The 15,207-nt window shown below is 71.1% G+C and carries 12 protein-coding genes; 11 read left to right on the forward strand and 1 reads right to left on the reverse strand.

Translation table 11 applies throughout. From position 1 onward, the window contains the following. Window positions 1-24 precede the first annotated feature (24 nt). Window positions 25-1,908, reverse strand: a complete 1,884-nt coding sequence (locus OG928_RS30590; protein WP_406289732.1) for a hypothetical protein — start codon at window positions 1,906-1,908, stop codon at window positions 25-27. 256 nt (window positions 1,909-2,164) lie between these two features. On the opposite strand from OG928_RS30590, the gene argC reads away from it, so the two are divergent. The 11 genes from argC (at window position 2,165) to OG928_RS30645 (ending at window position 14,856) form a co-directional block, all read left to right on the forward strand. Continuing rightward, window positions 2,165-3,193, forward strand: a complete 1,029-nt coding sequence (gene argC / locus OG928_RS30595; protein WP_406289734.1) for an N-acetyl-gamma-glutamyl-phosphate reductase — start codon at window positions 2,165-2,167, stop codon at window positions 3,191-3,193. Beyond that, window positions 3,190-4,344 carry a bifunctional glutamate N-acetyltransferase/amino-acid acetyltransferase ArgJ gene (argJ, locus tag OG928_RS30600; protein ID WP_406289737.1) on the forward strand — a complete coding sequence of 385 codons (1,155 nt, stop codon included), beginning with the start codon at window positions 3,190-3,192 and terminating at the stop codon, window positions 4,342-4,344. Before argC ends, argJ begins: the two co-directional genes overlap by 4 nt. A gap of 35 nt (window positions 4,345-4,379) precedes the next feature. Beyond that, on the forward strand, window positions 4,380-5,327 hold the full coding sequence (gene argB / locus OG928_RS30605; RefSeq protein WP_406289739.1) for an acetylglutamate kinase: 948 nt from the start codon (window positions 4,380-4,382) through the stop codon (window positions 5,325-5,327). Beyond that, window positions 5,327-6,529, forward strand: a complete 1,203-nt coding sequence (locus tag OG928_RS30610; RefSeq protein WP_406289741.1) for an acetylornithine transaminase — start codon at window positions 5,327-5,329, stop codon at window positions 6,527-6,529. The genes argB and OG928_RS30610 overlap by 1 nt, the downstream gene beginning before the upstream one ends. Window positions 6,530-6,574: 45 nt before the next feature. Then, window positions 6,575-7,123, forward strand: coding sequence for an arginine repressor (locus OG928_RS30615; protein WP_406289743.1), 549 nt, complete (start codon window positions 6,575-6,577; stop codon window positions 7,121-7,123). Between the two features lie 112 nt (window positions 7,124-7,235). Next, entirely contained in the window at window positions 7,236-8,435 is a 1,200-nt protein-coding gene (locus OG928_RS30620) for an argininosuccinate synthase (RefSeq protein WP_406289744.1), read from the forward strand. After that, window positions 8,432-9,850, forward strand: coding sequence for an argininosuccinate lyase (gene argH / locus OG928_RS30625; protein ID WP_406289747.1), 1,419 nt, complete (start codon window positions 8,432-8,434; stop codon window positions 9,848-9,850). The genes OG928_RS30620 and argH overlap by 4 nt, the downstream gene beginning before the upstream one ends. A 395-nt stretch (window positions 9,851-10,245) precedes the next feature. Next, window positions 10,246-11,484 (forward strand): alpha/beta hydrolase family protein, encoded by a 1,239-nt coding sequence (locus OG928_RS30630; RefSeq protein ID WP_406289749.1) that lies wholly within the window; start codon window positions 10,246-10,248, stop codon window positions 11,482-11,484. Continuing rightward, entirely contained in the window at window positions 11,481-13,205 is a 1,725-nt protein-coding gene (locus tag OG928_RS30635) for a wax ester/triacylglycerol synthase family O-acyltransferase (protein WP_406289751.1), read from the forward strand. Before OG928_RS30630 ends, OG928_RS30635 begins: the two co-directional genes overlap by 4 nt. Then, complete coding sequence (locus OG928_RS30640) at window positions 13,202-14,035, forward strand: SDR family NAD(P)-dependent oxidoreductase (RefSeq protein WP_406289754.1); 834 nt, start codon at window positions 13,202-13,204, stop codon at window positions 14,033-14,035. The genes OG928_RS30635 and OG928_RS30640 overlap by 4 nt, the downstream gene beginning before the upstream one ends. 344 nt (window positions 14,036-14,379) lie before the next feature. Further along, entirely contained in the window at window positions 14,380-14,856 is a 477-nt protein-coding gene (locus OG928_RS30645) for a GNAT family N-acetyltransferase (RefSeq protein WP_406289757.1), read from the forward strand. Window positions 14,857-15,207 lie beyond the last annotated feature (351 nt).

Raw genomic sequence — 15,207 nt, forward strand, 5'->3', positions numbered from 1 at the left:
TCGATCGCCGGGCCGATGGCGGGTTCAGGACGGCGAACAGAACTTCTTCTCGGCCTCGATCGGATCGGAGGGGATCCGCAGCTTGGTCCGGTCCGCGGAGCCCGTGACGTTCTTCCAGAAACGGGACGCGGACATGGGCTCGGTGACCGAGTCGACGAGCTCCTTGAGGTCGCCGCAGCGCAGCGCGGCCCGGGCCGCCCGGATCTGCTCCGGGGTCGCGGCCGAGGCGGGCACGAGCGCGTCGCCGCTGGGGTCGACGTACAGCGCGATGTTCCAGGCCAGCGGCAGCAGCTTCTTGTGGCCGGCGGCGGTGTGCGCGGTCTCGGTGATGTGCGCGCCGACGGTGTTGGCCAGGCCCCAGGTGTCCACGACGATGCCGTCGAGCGGGGTGACCGAGCCGCCCACGCCGAGTCGGCCGATGATCAGGCCGCGGTCGTAGGGCAGGTCCGGGCGCAGCGGCAGCGGCGGGATCTTCACGTAGTTCGAGTCCACGAACAACAAACGCTGTCCATTGGCCTTCGCGTTGCGCATCGCCTCCTCCATGCCGGGAAGCGTGCGCATGTGCGCCTCCTCGGTGGTGGGATTGTCCGTGCGGGTCCAGTTCGAGTAGATGTCGCGTTCGTTCCAGACCCGACTGCCGACGCCGTTGGGCGACGGTGTGGTGATCACGCCCGAGCGCAGGGTCGAGCCGCAGACCACGGCCCACACCAGGACCAGCGCGACGACCGGGGTGACCAGGCGGTCGAGCGGGGCGAGCAGCAGCGGGAGCAGGACGAGCAGCAGGACCGGCAGCCACATCCGGCCGTGCATGAAGTCGCCGCCGACCTTGAGCACGTACACGCTCTGGAACAGGGCCGCGACCAGCGGGGCGGCGATGACGATCCAGGTGCGGCGGTCGGCCGGGCGCCGGCGCACCAGCGCGAGCGCGACCGCGACGAGGATCAGGATCATCGGGATCCACAGGTAATACGGCTTCATGTAGTCGGTGAGGTAGCCCCAGCCGCGACCCCACAGCGAGCCCGACGCCTCCTTGGTGAGGGCGGGCATCGGGAAGATCAGGCCGTAGTAGCCCATCCGGAAGAGCTGGTAGGCGGCCGGCAGGAAGCCCGCGCACGCCAGCATCAGAAGGGCCTTGGGCCAGCGCGCCTTGATGAGCAGGAACTGCGCGACGAGCAGGACGAGCATGGTCAGGCCCAGGTCCGGGCGGACCAGGGGGCCGAGGCCGAAGACGACCGAGACGGTGAGCGTGTGGCGGGTGGTGTGCTTGCCGACGGGGCGCAGCCAGGTGCCGACCAACAGCCACCACGACAGGCCGATCCAGAACAGGATCAGGCCGGTCTCCATGCCGGCGGTGGCGAAGTCCCATACGGACGGCACGGCGATGAACACCAGGGCGCCGGCGGGCAGTAGCAGCCGGGTGACCGCCATGCCGCGGAACAGTCGGCGGGTGCCGTCCAGGGCCAGCCACAGGCCGGCGACGGCCAGGGCCAGGCCGGCGTAGACGGCGGTGGGCGCGTAGTCGAACGGGGTGATCCAGCCGAGCAGCACGAGCAGCCACTGCCACAGCGTGCTCGTGGAGGTCTCGACCCGTTCGCCGGCGCTGTAGACGGGGCCGTTGCCGGCCAGGATCTCGCGGACCGCGCGGGTGAAGATCAGACCGTCGTCGGTGATCCAGCGCTGGTGCCAGCCCATGATCGCGAACACGAGCGTCGGCAGGCCGAGGGCGAGCAGGTCGGGGAGTGGGACGCGCGTGCGCCGACGGCCCGTCGGGGCGGTGCCCGGGGCGTCGTCGGGGTCCGTCGGGCCCGACGTCGGCGGCGACTGGGGCTCGCCGGTCGGGGACTCTAGGTCCGGATCCGCGGCGCGGGGGGCGCCGGCGGGCCCGGAGGTGCCGGAAGGAGGGGTCACGTGGTCTCGTTCGTTTCCAGGGCGGGGGCGCCCGCCGGCTGCGTCGTCGCCGCGCCGTCGCGCCGGCCTTGAACTGCCCGCTGGGGGGCGCGTATCCGAAGTCGGCTGATCCTAACGCACCTGGCATGCGCCCCACCGGGGTGGAGGGTGGGGCGGTGGGCCCGCCCCCGTTGGGGGCCCGGCATGGGGGGTCACGCAACGTACTTGCATAGAGATTCTAACTTCCGTATAGTCATGCTCCTCACGAGGAGGCGGTATGGGGGCCAAGGCGGCACTGGCCGGGGCGAGCGGATACGCGGGCGGGGAAATCCTGCGCCTGCTGCTCGCACACCCGGAGATCGAGATCGGCACGCTCACGGCGGGGTCCAACGCGGGCCGACGTCTGGGCGAGCTGCAGCCGCACCTGTTGCCGCTGGCCGATCGCGTCCTCGCGGAGACCACCGTCGAAAACCTCGCGGGTCACGACGTGGTGTTCCTGGCCCTCCCGCACGGACAGTCCGGCGCGCTCGCCGCGCAGCTGGGCGAGGACGTGCTGGTGGTGGACTGCGGCGCCGACTACCGGCTGCGCGACTCGGCGGATTGGGAGGAGTTCTACGGATCCTCCCATGCCGGGACATGGCCGTACGGACTGCCCGAGCTGCCCGGTGGCCGGGCGGCGCTCGTGGACACCAAGCGGATCGCGGTCCCCGGTTGCTACCCGACCGTCTCGCTGCTGTGCACGGTGCCCGCGCTCGCGGCCGACCTGGTCGAGCCCGACTGGGTCGTGGTGGCCGCGTCCGGCACCTCCGGCGCGGGCAAGGCGCCCAAGACCCACCTGCTCGGCAGCGAGGTGATGGGCTCGGCGAGCGCCTACGGCGTCGGCGGGACGCACCGGCACACGCCGGAGATCATCCAGGGCCTGCGCGCGGTCACCGACGCCGACGTCACGGTGTCGTTCACCCCGACGCTGATCCCGATGTCGCGCGGCATCCTCGCCACCTGCACCGCCAGGCTGAAGCCGGGCGCCACCGCCGAGGCGGTGCGCGCGGCCTACACCGCGGCCTACGCCGACGAGCCGTTCGTGCACGTGCTGCCCGAGGGCCAGTGGCCGGCCACGGCCATGGTCTACGGCGCGAACACCGCCGTGCTCCAGGTCACCGTCGACGAGCGGGCCGGCCGGGTCGTCGTGGTCGGCGCGATAGACAACCTCGCCAAGGGCACCGCCGGCGGCGCCATCCAGAGCACCAACATCGCCCTCGGCCTCGCCGAGGACCTGGGACTGAGCAAGACGGGGGTAGCGCCGTGAGCGTCACCGCAGCAAAGGGCTTCCGGGCCTCGGGAGTGGCCGCGGGCCTCAAGACCACGGGCCTGCCCGACGTCGCGCTCGTCGTCAACGACGGGCCCTCGATCGCGGGCGCGGCGGTGTTCACCGCCAACCGGGTCAAGGCCGCGCCGGTGGTGTGGTCGGAGCAGGTCGTCAAGGCCGGCCAGGTGCAGGCCGTCGTGCTCAACTCCGGTGGCGCGAACGCGTGCACCGGCTCCGAGGGCTTTCGCAACACGCACGCCACCGCCGAGCGGGTCGCCGAGCTGCTCGGGCTGAACGCGGGCGAGATCGTGGTGGCCTCCACCGGTCTGATCGGCCTCCAGCTGCCGATGGACAAGCTGCTGCCGGGCGTCGACAAGGCCGCCGCGGCCCTGCACGCGGACGGCGGCGAGGACGCCGCGATCGCCATCAAGACCACCGACAGCGTGCACAAGCAGTCCGCCGTCACCGACCCCGCGGGGTGGACGGTCGGCGGGATGGCCAAGGGCGCGGGCATGCTCGCCCCGGGTCTGGCCACGATGCTCGTGGTGCTCACCACCGACGCCGCGGTCGACGCCGAGACGCTGGACGCGGTGCTGCGCGGCGCCACGCACACCACGTTCGACCGGATCGACTCCGACGGCTGCATGTCCACCAACGACACCGTGCTGCTGATGGCCTCCGGCGCCTCCGGCGTCGAGCCCGACCTCGCGGCCTTCGCCGAGGCCGTGCGGGCCGTGAGCGGCGACCTCGCCCGGCAGCTGATCGGCGACGCCGAGGGCGCGAGCAAGGACATCCGGATCGACGTGGCCGGCGCCGCGACCGAGGAGGACGCCCTCGAGGTGGCCCGCTCGATCGCCCGCAACAACCTCTTCAAGTGCGCCGTGCACGGCGAGGACGCCAACTGGGGCCGGGTGCTGGCCGCGATCGGCACCACCGCCGCCGCGTTCGACCCCGATCGGCTCGACGTCGCGTTCAACGGCGTGTGGGTGTGTCGCGACGGGTTCGTGGGCGAGGACCGCGAGCTGGTCGACATGACCCCGCGCGAGACCCACATCGTCGCGAACCTGAACGCGGGCGACGCCGCTGTGACGGTGTGGACCAACGACCTCACCGCCGACTACGTCCACGAGAACTCGGCCTACTCGTCATGACCGGTACGGACAGCCAGGCGACGCGGGGGAGCGGGATGCGCACGGAATCGGCCGGCGAACAGGGGCGCAACAACGAGGCCCTGGCCAAGGCGCGCACGCTGATCGAGGCGCTGCCGTGGTTGGAGCGCTTCTACGGCAAGACCGTGGTGATCAAGTTCGGCGGCAACGCCATGGTCGACGACGCGCTCAAGCAGGCCTTCGCGCAGGACCTGGTGTTCCTGCGGTTCACGGGCCTGCGCCCGGTGGTCGTGCACGGCGGCGGCCCGCAGATCAGCGCCCAGTTGGACCGGCTCGGCATCGAGTCCTCGTTCACCGCCGGCCTGCGGGTGACCACGCCCGAGGCGATGGACGTGGTCCGGATGGTGCTCGCGGGCCAGGTGCAGCGCGAGATCGTCGGCCTGATCAACCGGCACGGCCCGTTCGCCGTCGGGATGACCGGCGAGGACGCGCACACGATGACCGCCGAGAAGCGGCACGCCGTCGTGGACGGCGAGTCGATCGACATCGGCCTGGTCGGTGACATCGTCGAGGTCGACCCCGGCGCGATCAAGGCGCTGCTGCACGACAACCGCATCCCGGTGATCTCCTCGATCGCGCGCGGCACCGACGGGCACGTCTACAACGTCAACGCCGACACCGCGGCCTCCGCGCTCGCGGTCGCGCTCGGCGCCGAGAAGCTCGTCGTGCTCACCGACGTCGAGGGGCTGTACGCCGACTGGCCCACCAGCGACGAGGTGATATCCAGCCTGGACGCCGCGGAGCTGGAGGCGATGATGCCGACGCTGTCCACGGGCATGCTCCCCAAGATGGAGGCGTGCCTGCGGGCCGTGCAGGCGGGCGTGCCGGCCGCGCACGTGCTGGATGGGCGGGTCGCGCACTCGCTGCTGCTCGAGGTGTTCACCGACCAGGGGATCGGGACCATGGTGGTCCCGTCACACGAGAAGAAGTCGCACGACCGGCACGACGAGAAGGGGGCCGAGTGATGACCGGGACCGGCGGACTCACTCAGCGGTGGAACCAGTCGCTGATGAAGAACTACGGCACCCCGCGCGTCGAGCTGGTGAGCGGCTCCGGCGCCCGGGTCGTGGACAGCGACGGCAACACCTACGTCGACTTCCTCGGCGGCATCGCGGTCAACTCGCTCGGCCACGCGCACCCGGCGATCGCCGCCGCGGTGGCCGAGCAGCTCGGCCGGCTCGGCCACGTGTCCAACCTCTACATCGCCGAGCCGCCGGTCGCGCTCGCCGAACGGCTGCTCGGGCTGTTCGGCCGCGCGGGCCGGGTCTACTTCGCCAACTCGGGCGCCGAGGCCAACGAGGCCGCGTTCAAGCTCGCCCGGCGCACCGGCCGGCCGCAGATCATCGCGGCCGAGGGCGGCTTCCACGGCCGCACGATGGGCGCGCTCGCGCTCACCGGCCAGCCCGCGAAGCGCGAGCCGTTCGCGCCGATGCCGGCCGGCGTCGACTTCGTGCCCTACGGCGACGTTGAGGCGCTGCGCGCCGCCGTCGGCCCGCAGACCGCCGCGGTCGTGCTGGAACCCATCCAGGGCGAGAACGGCGTGGTCATGCCCGGCGAGGGCTACCTGCTCGCGGCCCGCGAGATCACCGCCGCGCACGGCGCGCTGCTGATCCTGGACGAGATCCAGACCGGCATCGCCCGCACCGGCGCGTGGTTCGCGCACCAGCCCCTGGGCATCGAGCCCGACGTGGTCACCCTCGCCAAGGGCCTCGGCGGCGGGCTGCCGATCGGCGCGTGCGTGGCCTTCGGCGCGGCGGCCGAGCTCTTCGAGCCGGGCCAGCACGGCACCACGTTCGGCGGCAATCCGGTGTGCTGCGCCGCGGCGCTCGCGGTCCTGGACACGATCGAGAACGACGACCTGTGCGCTCGGTCCGCCCGCCTGGGCGAGCAGATCCGGGCGGGCGTGGAGAAGATCGCCCATCCGCTGGTGGACCATGTCAGCGGAGCCGGCCTGTTGATCGGTATCGTGCTGACCGCACCGGTGGCGTCGCAGGTACAACAGGCGGCGCAGGACGCGGGATTCCTCGTCAACGCCGCCGTGCCCACCCGGGTCAGACTCGCCCCGCCGCTCGTCGTCGACGACGCGGACGTGGACGCGCTGCTCGCCGCACTGCCCGCAATACTGGACGCCGGCCTCGCCGCCGCCCCCGCCGGAGGAACACCGTGACCCACATCCGCCGACGACGAGTCCGACGCTAGGCGAGGTCGTCCCATGAGCAGCGAGCAGAGCAGCGACGCGACTCCGGCCGAGGGCGTATACGCGGTGCCCAGCACCCGGATCGCCCGCCACCGGCGGATAGTCGACATCCTGACCCGGCACCGGGTCCGGTCGCAGAACCAACTCGCCCGCCTGCTCGCCGAGGACGGCCTCGCCGTCACCCAGGCCACGCTCTCCCGGGATCTCGACGAGCTCGGCGCCGTGAAGATCCGGGACGGGGAAGGGTCGCTGATCTACGCCGTTCCGGCCGAAGGCGGCGACCGCACCCCCCGGGCACCGCTGGAGGAGTCCGCGGTCGAGGGACGGCTGTCGCGCCTGGCCGGCGAACTGCTGGTGTCCGCGGAGGCGTCCGGCAACCTCGTGGTGGTGCGCACACCGCCCGGGGCCGCCCAGTTCCTGGCCTCGGCGATGGACCACGCCGAGTCCCGGCTGATCCTCGGCACCATCGCCGGCGACGACACCATCCTGATGGTCTCGCGAGACCCCGAAGGAGGCGCGGCGCTGGCCGCCCACCTCCTGGCCCTCGCCGAGAACCGCGGGTAGCCCCGAGCTCGGGTCCGCGTGGCCCCACAGACCTTGTACCACCGCTAGAGCGCTCGGCTCCGGCGAACCACAGCACCACATCTGCCCGACCACTCTTCGAAGGAGAACGCTCGTGACCGAGCGCGTTGTACTCGCCTACTCCGGAGGTCTCGACACCTCCGTCTGCATCCAGTGGATCGCCGAGGAGACCGGCGCCGAGGTCATCGCGGTGGCCGTCGACGTCGGCCAGAACGGCGAGGACCTCGACATCATCCGCAAGCGGGCGCTGGCCTGCGGCGCGGTCGAGGCCGAGGTCGCCGACGCCCGCGACGAGTTCGCCGACGGCTACTGCCTCCCGGCGATCCGGGCGAACGCCCTCTACATGGACCGCTACCCGCTGGTGTCGTCGCTGTCGCGGCCGGTCATCGTCAAGCACCTGGTCGCCGCCGCGCAGAAGCACGGCGCCACCACGGTCGCGCACGGCTGCACCGGCAAGGGCAACGACCAGGTCCGCTTCGAGGTCGGCATCTCCTCGCTCGCGCCCGAGCTCAAGTGCATCGCCCCGGTCCGCGACTACGCGATGACCCGGGACAAGGCGATCGCGTTCGCCGAGGCGAAGAACCTGCCGATCGCCACCACCAAGAAGTCGCCCTACTCGATCGACCAGAACGTCTTCGGGCGCGCGGTGGAGACCGGCTTCCTGGAGGACATCTGGAACGCGCCGATCGAGGACGTGTACGAGTACACCCAGAACCCGGCCACGCAGCGGGAGGCCGACGAGGTCGTCATCACCTTCGCGCGCGGCGTCCCGGTCGCCATCGACGGTCGCCCGGTCAGCGTGCTGCAGGCGATCGAGGAGCTGAACCTGCGGGCCGGCGCCCAGGGCATCGGCCGGATCGACATGGTCGAGGACCGGCTCGTGGGCATCAAGAGCCGTGAGGTCTACGAGGCCCCGGGCGCGATCGCGCTGATCACCGCGCACCAGGAGCTGGAGAACGTCACCGTCGAGCGCGAGCTGGCCCGCTACAAGCGGACCGTCGAGCAGCGCTGGGCCGAGCTGGTCTACGACGGCCTGTGGTTCTCGCCGCTCAAGCGGGCGCTGGACGGCTTCATCGCCGAGGCCAACGAGCACGTGTCCGGCGACATCCGGATGACGCTGCACGGCGGCCGGGCCGTGGTCACCGGTCGGCGCAGCAACGAGTCGCTGTACGACTTCAACCTCGCCACCTACGACACCGGCGACACGTTCGACCAGTCGCAGGCCAAGGGCTTCATCGAGCTCTTCGGGCTGTCCAGCAAGATCGCCGCGCGGCGGGACAACGACAAGTCGTGACCAACTCTCCCGACCGGGTGAGCCTGTGGGGAGGCCGCTTCTCCGGCGGCCCCTCCGAGGCCCTCGCCCTGCTCTCCGCCAGTGTCCACTTCGACTGGCGGCTCGCCCCGTACGACATCGCCGGCTCGCGCGCGCACGCCCGGGTGCTGCACGCGGCCGGGCTGCTCACCGACGACGAGCTGTCCCGCATGCTGGGCGGCCTCGACACGCTGGCCAAGCACGTCGAGTCCGGTGAACTGGTCGCCACGATCGCGGACGAGGACGTGCACACCGCGCTGGAGCGCGGGCTGCTGGAGATCCTCGGCCCCGACCTGGGCGGCAAGCTGCGCGCGGGCCGCTCGCGCAACGACCAGATCGCCACGCTCGGCCGGATGTACCTGCGCGACCACGCGCGGATCCTCGGCCGGCTGCTCGCCGACCTCCAGGAGGCGCTGGTCGAACAGGCCGCCGCGCACATGGACGTGGTCATGCCGGGCCGCACCCACCTGCAGCACGCGCAGCCGGTGCTGCTCGCGCACCACCTGCTCGCGCACGTGCAGGCGTTCTCCCGGGACGCCGACCGGCTGCGCGACTGGGACAAGCGCGCCGACGTGTCGGCGTACGGGTCCGGCGCGCTCGCGGGTTCCTCGCTCGGGCTCAGCCCCGAGTCGGTGGCGCGCGACCTGGGCTTCTCCGCGTCGGCGGCCAACTCGATCGACGGCACCGCCTCGCGCGACTTCGCCGCCGAGTTCGCGTTCGTCACCGCGATGCTGGGGGTGAACCTGTCGCGGCTGGCCGAGGAGATCATCATCTGGAACACGAAGGAGTTCTCCTTCGTGACCCTGGACGACGCCTTCTCGACCGGGTCCTCGATCATGCCGCAGAAGAAGAACCCGGACATCGCCGAGCTCGCGCGCGGCAAGTCCGGTCGGCTGATCGGCAACCTGACGGGTCTGATGGCGACCCTGAAGGCGCTGCCGCTGGCCTACAACCGGGACCTCCAGGAGGACAAGGAGCCGGTCTTCGACTCCTGCGACACGCTCGAGGTCCTGCTCCCGGCGTTCACCGGGATGATCGCGACGCTGACCTTCCACCGGGATCGGCTCGAGGAGCTGGCCCCGGCCGGGTTCTCGCTCGCGACGGACATCGCCGAGTGGCTGGTCCGCGAGGGCACGCCGTTCCGGGTCGCGCACGACGTGGCCGGCGCGTGCGTGAAGTACTGCGAGCCCCGCGGCCTGGAGCTGTGGGACCTGTCTGACGATCAACTCGCGGAGATCTCCCCGGAGTTGACCCCCGACGTGCGGTCGGTCCTGACCGTGCTCGGCTCGGTCGCCTCGCGCGACGGGCGCGGCGGCACCGCCCCGGTGCGGGTCGCCGAGCAGCTCGCCGACGTCCGCACGGACCTCGCGATCCAGCGGCAGTGGGCGGGCGGCTGACGCCGCACCGCACCCCGATCCGTAGGCCGAAGGGCCCGCGTCCTCACCCGAGGACGCGGGCCCTTCGGCATGTCCGGGGGCATGCCCGGGGGCGTGTCCGGCATGCGGACGCGATCGGGCCGGCGATTTGTGGCCGAAAACCGCCGTCACTCTCCGTGTGATCGAAATGCGTTTACCAGAGGCCGCCCGGTTTCGCTGTGGTTGCACGCGTGTGAGCGGAAGTTAAGGTTCCAGGCCCATATGTGAATTCGCCGTTACCAGTAGCGAGTGCCTGTGTTCGCTCCGTTGATTCCGTACTAGTGTCGGCACAGATCGATCGCCGGAGAGTTGCGATTACGCAACCATGCGTGATCATTTCCGTTCGACCGTCGACCCGACCGAGGGGAGGGATCAGCATGCTCGATCGCCTGCGCCGCATCCGTTCCGAGGGTGAGAAGTCCGCTTCCATGCTCTCGGATCTGCCGATCGGCGGGCTCCTGCGCAGCGTCCCCCAGTCCGTGGGATTCGGAGTGCGTTCCTATGTCCGGTCGCTGCGCTCCGAGCGCCGCCGCTACCCCGACATGCCGACCGTCTTTCCCACGCCGGGACTGGTTTCCGCGGCGTTCCTCGACGAACTCGTCGTCGCCCTCCTGGCGACCGGCCGACTCTCCCCGGACCCCGACGACGCCTTGCGTATTCGGGAGGAGATCTCCGACGCGGTGCACAAGTTCCGCGCCGAGACGTACCTGGACGACCCGACTCTTTTCCATCCCGAACCGCCGCCGCTGCTCGATCCGGTCGTCCGCGGCAAGCTGTACGGCACGGTCAGTTACGAACAGTTGGCGTTCGACAGCGAATACGTGCCCTGGGCCGGTGTCCCGGGGGCCACCCGGTGGCAGGCGGCCGGCGCGAATCAGCGGGTGTGGGCGTACGTGCTGCGCCACCCCGGCAAGCCGCGCCCGTGGCTGGTGAACCTGCACGGCTTCGGCATGGGGCGGCCCGGCGACCTGCCGGCGTTCCGCTCGCAGCGGCTGCACCGCGAACTGGGCATCAACATCATCCATCCCGTGCTGCCGATGCACGGGCCGCGCAAGACCTCGCGGGCCCAGGACGCGCCGTTCATCTCGTTCGACTACCTCGGCAACGTGCACGGCCTGGGCCAGGCCGTGTGGGACGTGCGCCGCTGCCTGGACTGGATCCGGCGGCAGGGGGACACGCCCGTCGCCGTGCACGGGCTCTCGCTCGGCGCCTATGTCGCCGCCCTGTTGGCGGGTCTCGAAGACCTCGACTGCGTCATCGTCGGGGTGCCCTCGGTCGACATGGCGTGGGTGATGTCGCACCACGCACCCGACGACATCAAGCGGGAGGTGCGCGCGGCGGGTCTGCTCGGCGACGAGGCCGAGACGGTCCACCGCGTGGTCTCGCCGCTCGCGGTGACCCCGCGGGTGCCGTTGGACCGCCGCTTCGTCTACGCGGGACTGGCCGATCGGATGGCCACGCCGCAACAGGCGTATCGGCTCTGGAAGCACTGGGAGGAACCATCCGTCTGCTGGTACCGCGGCTCGCACATCGGAGCCATGTGGAACCGGGAGGCGCGCCGCTTCATCGAGGATGCCCTGACCTCGTCGGGCATCGGGAGGAGGTACACCTGGTGAAGCTCTCCGGTTTGGATTCGGCTTTCCTGGCCCTGGAGTCGGAGGAATGGCCGGCGCACGTCGTCTGCCTGACCATCGTCGACGCCTCCGCCACGGGCGGACGGATCGATCACGCCGCCTTCAGGCGCACGATGGCCGCACGGCTGCCCCGGTTGCCGTTGCTGAGCCGCAAACTGGTCCAGGGCCCGTGGGGGCTGGCCCGGCCGCACTGGGTCGAGGACCCCGAGTTCGAGCTCGAGAACCACCTGCACCGGGCGACCCTGGAGGCCCCGGGCGGCCGGCGCGAACTGACCGCGATGGCCGCGGAGATCTACCGGCACCGGCTCGGTCGCGACCGGCCGATGTGGGACTGGTGGGTGGTCGACGGCCTGGAGAACGGGCGCGTCGCGCACCTGTGGAAGGTGCACCACGCGTGCATCGACGGCCGCTCCGGCGCGGCCATGCAGGAGATCTTCTTCGACGCCGACCCGAACGCGCCGGTCCAGGACGGGCCGGCACCCGTGGTCGCGCCGGCCGAGGTGGTCGAGCCGCCGGACGGCTGGGCGGCGATGCGCGACACGGCGCTCTCGGTGGCGGGTACGCCGGTACGGGTGGGCAGGCAGCTCGGGCGACTGGGTCAGGGCGTCCTGCAGGCCGCGCTGACCGGGCGCCTGGGTCGGGCTCTGCCGTTGAATGTGCCCAGGACTCGCTTCAACGAGCCCGTCGGCAAGGAACGTTCCTACGGTTTCTGCACGGTTTCGCTGTCCGACATCAAGCTCGTCAAGAACGTCTTCGGGGTCAAGGTCAACGACGTCGTGCTCGCGATCGTGGCCGGCGCGCTACGCGAACACCTGGACGAACTCGGGGAGTTGCCCGAGAACCAGCTGGTGGCCACGGTGCCCGTCGATGCCACGCGCGGCGGCGAGCGGGCGGGCGGCAACATGATCACCGGCATGCTCGTCGGGCTGGCCACCGACGTGGCCGAACCCGCCGAGCGCCTGCTGTGCATCCACGAGAACTCGAACGCGGCCAAGGCCGTCCAGAGCGCGATGGGCAGCGAGTTGCTCACCGGCCTGGCCGAGGCGCCGCCGCCGGTGCTGCTCGGCCTGCTCGGCGGCGTCTACCGCGACGCGCATCTCGCCTCCGTGCTGCCCGCGTTGTGCAACGCCACCGTGTCCAACGTGCCCGGTCCGCGCGTACCTCTATATGCCAACGGGCAGAAGGTGGAGGCATTCCATTCGATGGGCATCATCGCCGACGGCTTCGGATTGTTCATCGGTGGCATGAGCTACCACGATCAGGTCGACATCGGCGTGCTGGCCGACCGGGAGGCGTTGCCCGACCCGTTCGCGCTCGCGGACAGCATCGTCGAGCAGCTCAACCTGCTGCTCAAGGCCGCCGACGAGATCGCCCCGCCGCAGGCCGTACGCGATCTGCCTGCCGAGTCCGTCGCGCCCGAACCCGTCGCGCCCGAGCGTGTCCTGCCCGACCCGGTCGCGCCCGAGACCGTGGTGCCCGAGAGCGTCGCGCCCGCGCCCGCATCGGCGCCCGCGTCGACCCGCGCGCCCGTGCTCAAGGTGCCGGCCCCGCGCCGGGTCCAGGGCACCCGCAAGACCGGCACGACCAAGGCGTCCGGGAACGGTATGGCCAAGAGCGGCGCCAAGCCGGCGGCCGGCAAGACCGCGCCGCGCCGCGAGCAGGAGTCCGCCCGATCCGCCGGCGTCGAGGCGGGGCGCGCGTGAGCAGAACGGCACTGGTCACGGGGGCGAACTCGGGCCTGGGTCTGGCGACCGTCCTCGAACTGGCCCGCGGCGGCATCGACACCGTCGGCACGGTGCGCTCCGGGGCGAAGGCGGAACTGGTCGCGGCGGCGGCGGCCGAGGCCGGCGTGGAGGTGCGCACCGTCCTGCTCGATGTCACGGACGCGGCCGGCTGCAAGGAGGTCGTGGACCGGGTCCGCCCCGACATCCTCGTCAACAACGCCGGCGGCACCAGCTTCGCGCCGGTCCTGGACGTGATGGAGGAGGAGGCCCGCCACCACCTCGAGGTCGCGCTCTTCGGCCCATTGCGGCTGGCCCGGTTCGCGATCCCGCACATGCGTGAACGCGGCTGGGGGCGGGTCGTGCAGATCTCCTCGCTCGCCGGCCGGGTCACCTACCCGCTGCTGGGGTGGTACCAGGCCGGCAAGCACGCGATGGAGGCGGTCTCGGACGCGCTGCGCGTGGAGGTGGCCGGCGCCGGCGTCGACGTCGTGGTGGTCGCGCCGGGCGGCTTCCACAGCGGGGTCACCGGCGACATGGCCGACGCCGTCGAGCGCTATCGCGGCAGCGCGTACGCGACCGCTTTCCAGCGGATGGACCTGGGCTTCCAGCTGATGAAGCCGCTGTGGAGCACTCCGGAGAAGGTGGCCCGCACGATCGCCCTCGCGGCCACCGTCGACGCGCCGGACTCGCGGTACGTGATCGGCGCCGACGCGCACCTGACGCTGTTCGTGCACCGGGTCACCGAGCCGCTCGCCGCGGTCCGGTCGATCAAGGAGGGAGTGGTGCGTCGGGTCACCGGACTGCGGTGAGCGGAGGTCGTCGTCGCTTCCCTGATCACGTCCTGAGACGTTCTGGGACGTTCTGGAAGGCTCTGGAGCGTTCTGGGACGCTCTGGAACGCCCGACGATCACCCGGGATCACCCGGCGATCACTCGATCGAGCGCACTGTGCCGAACGAGTTGCCTGAACGGCGGATTGCGCGTAGGTGAGGGCCGGGTAGAACCCTGGGAAAAGCCGTGTGGAACAGTGACGAATGCAGTGCCACGCGAGTACTCGAGAAGGGGACAACCCTCCCCCTTCGTGGAGGCACTGTGACAAGACGCTGCGGCACACCAATCCGCACGGTGATCAGGGCGATCAGGGGAGCAATCGGATGGGGCAGAACGTAGGCATCGGCACGGCGGACGTATCCGACGCCGAGCAGATCCTCAAGCTTCAGTACCTCTGTTACCAGGGCGAGGCCGCCCTGTACAACGACTACGGCATCGAGCCGCTCACGCAGACCCTCGCCAGTCTGCGCGACGAGTTCGACACACACACCATCCTCGTGGCGCGGCTCGGCGGCGAGGTCGTCGGCTCGGTGCGCGCCACCATCGAGGACGGCGTGGCCCGGATCGGCAAGCTGGTCGTCCACCCGCGGCTACAGCGGCACATGCTCGGCACCCGGCTGCTGCGCGCGATCGAGGAGCGGCTGGTCGACGCGGCCGAGTACGAGCTGTTCACCGGCCACCGCAGCGAGAACAACCTGCGCCTGTACGAACGCCTGGGCTACGTGTCCGGGCGGGTCGAGAAGGTCAGCCCGCGGCTGAGCCTGGTCTACCTGCGCAAGACGGCCGTCCTCGCGGCCTGATCGACCCTCGCGAAGCCCGACCGAAGCCCCGGTGACCATGGAATCCATGGCCGTCGGGGCTTTGTCGGGTCCACTCGCAGGCGCCGGTGACGCAGCACATTTCCATTGCGGGCTGTACGTCTGGTTTAATCGCATCATGTTCACGACGGCTCACACATCCGGCACCGCGGCTACCGCCACGGGTTGTCGTCGCATGTGCCGTTCGTGTCAGACCTGTCGAATGTGTGGCTGTTGAGGATTTGAGGGCCTGATCCCTCTCCCGGGTCGAGCGCTACGCGCCCCCGGTGTCATCCCCGCCACACCCCCTGTGTGATCGATTCGCGCGGCCCCTCGTCGGGCCCGATTCGGCAC

Source organism: Embleya sp. NBC_00896 (assembly GCF_045207785.1).
In the GTDB taxonomy this organism is placed as follows: domain Bacteria; phylum Actinomycetota; class Actinomycetes; order Streptomycetales; family Streptomycetaceae; genus Embleya.

What these genes read in the sequence shown, in the direction of transcription:
- argC (WP_406289734.1), top strand. Translation starts at nt 2,165, where the DNA reads ATGGGGGCCAAGGCGGCACTGGCCGGGGCGAGCGGATACGCGGGCGGG.
- OG928_RS30615 (WP_406289743.1), top strand. Translation starts at nt 6,575, where the DNA reads ATGAGCAGCGAGCAGAGCAGCGACGCGACTCCGGCCGAGGGCGTATAC.
- OG928_RS30645 (WP_406289757.1), top strand. Translation starts at nt 14,380, where the DNA reads ATGGGGCAGAACGTAGGCATCGGCACGGCGGACGTATCCGACGCCGAG.
- OG928_RS30630 (WP_406289749.1), top strand. Translation starts at nt 10,246, where the DNA reads ATGCTCGATCGCCTGCGCCGCATCCGTTCCGAGGGTGAGAAGTCCGCT.
- OG928_RS30610 (WP_406289741.1), top strand. Translation starts at nt 5,327, where the DNA reads ATGACCGGGACCGGCGGACTCACTCAGCGGTGGAACCAGTCGCTGATG.
- argB (WP_406289739.1), top strand. Translation starts at nt 4,380, where the DNA reads ATGCGCACGGAATCGGCCGGCGAACAGGGGCGCAACAACGAGGCCCTG.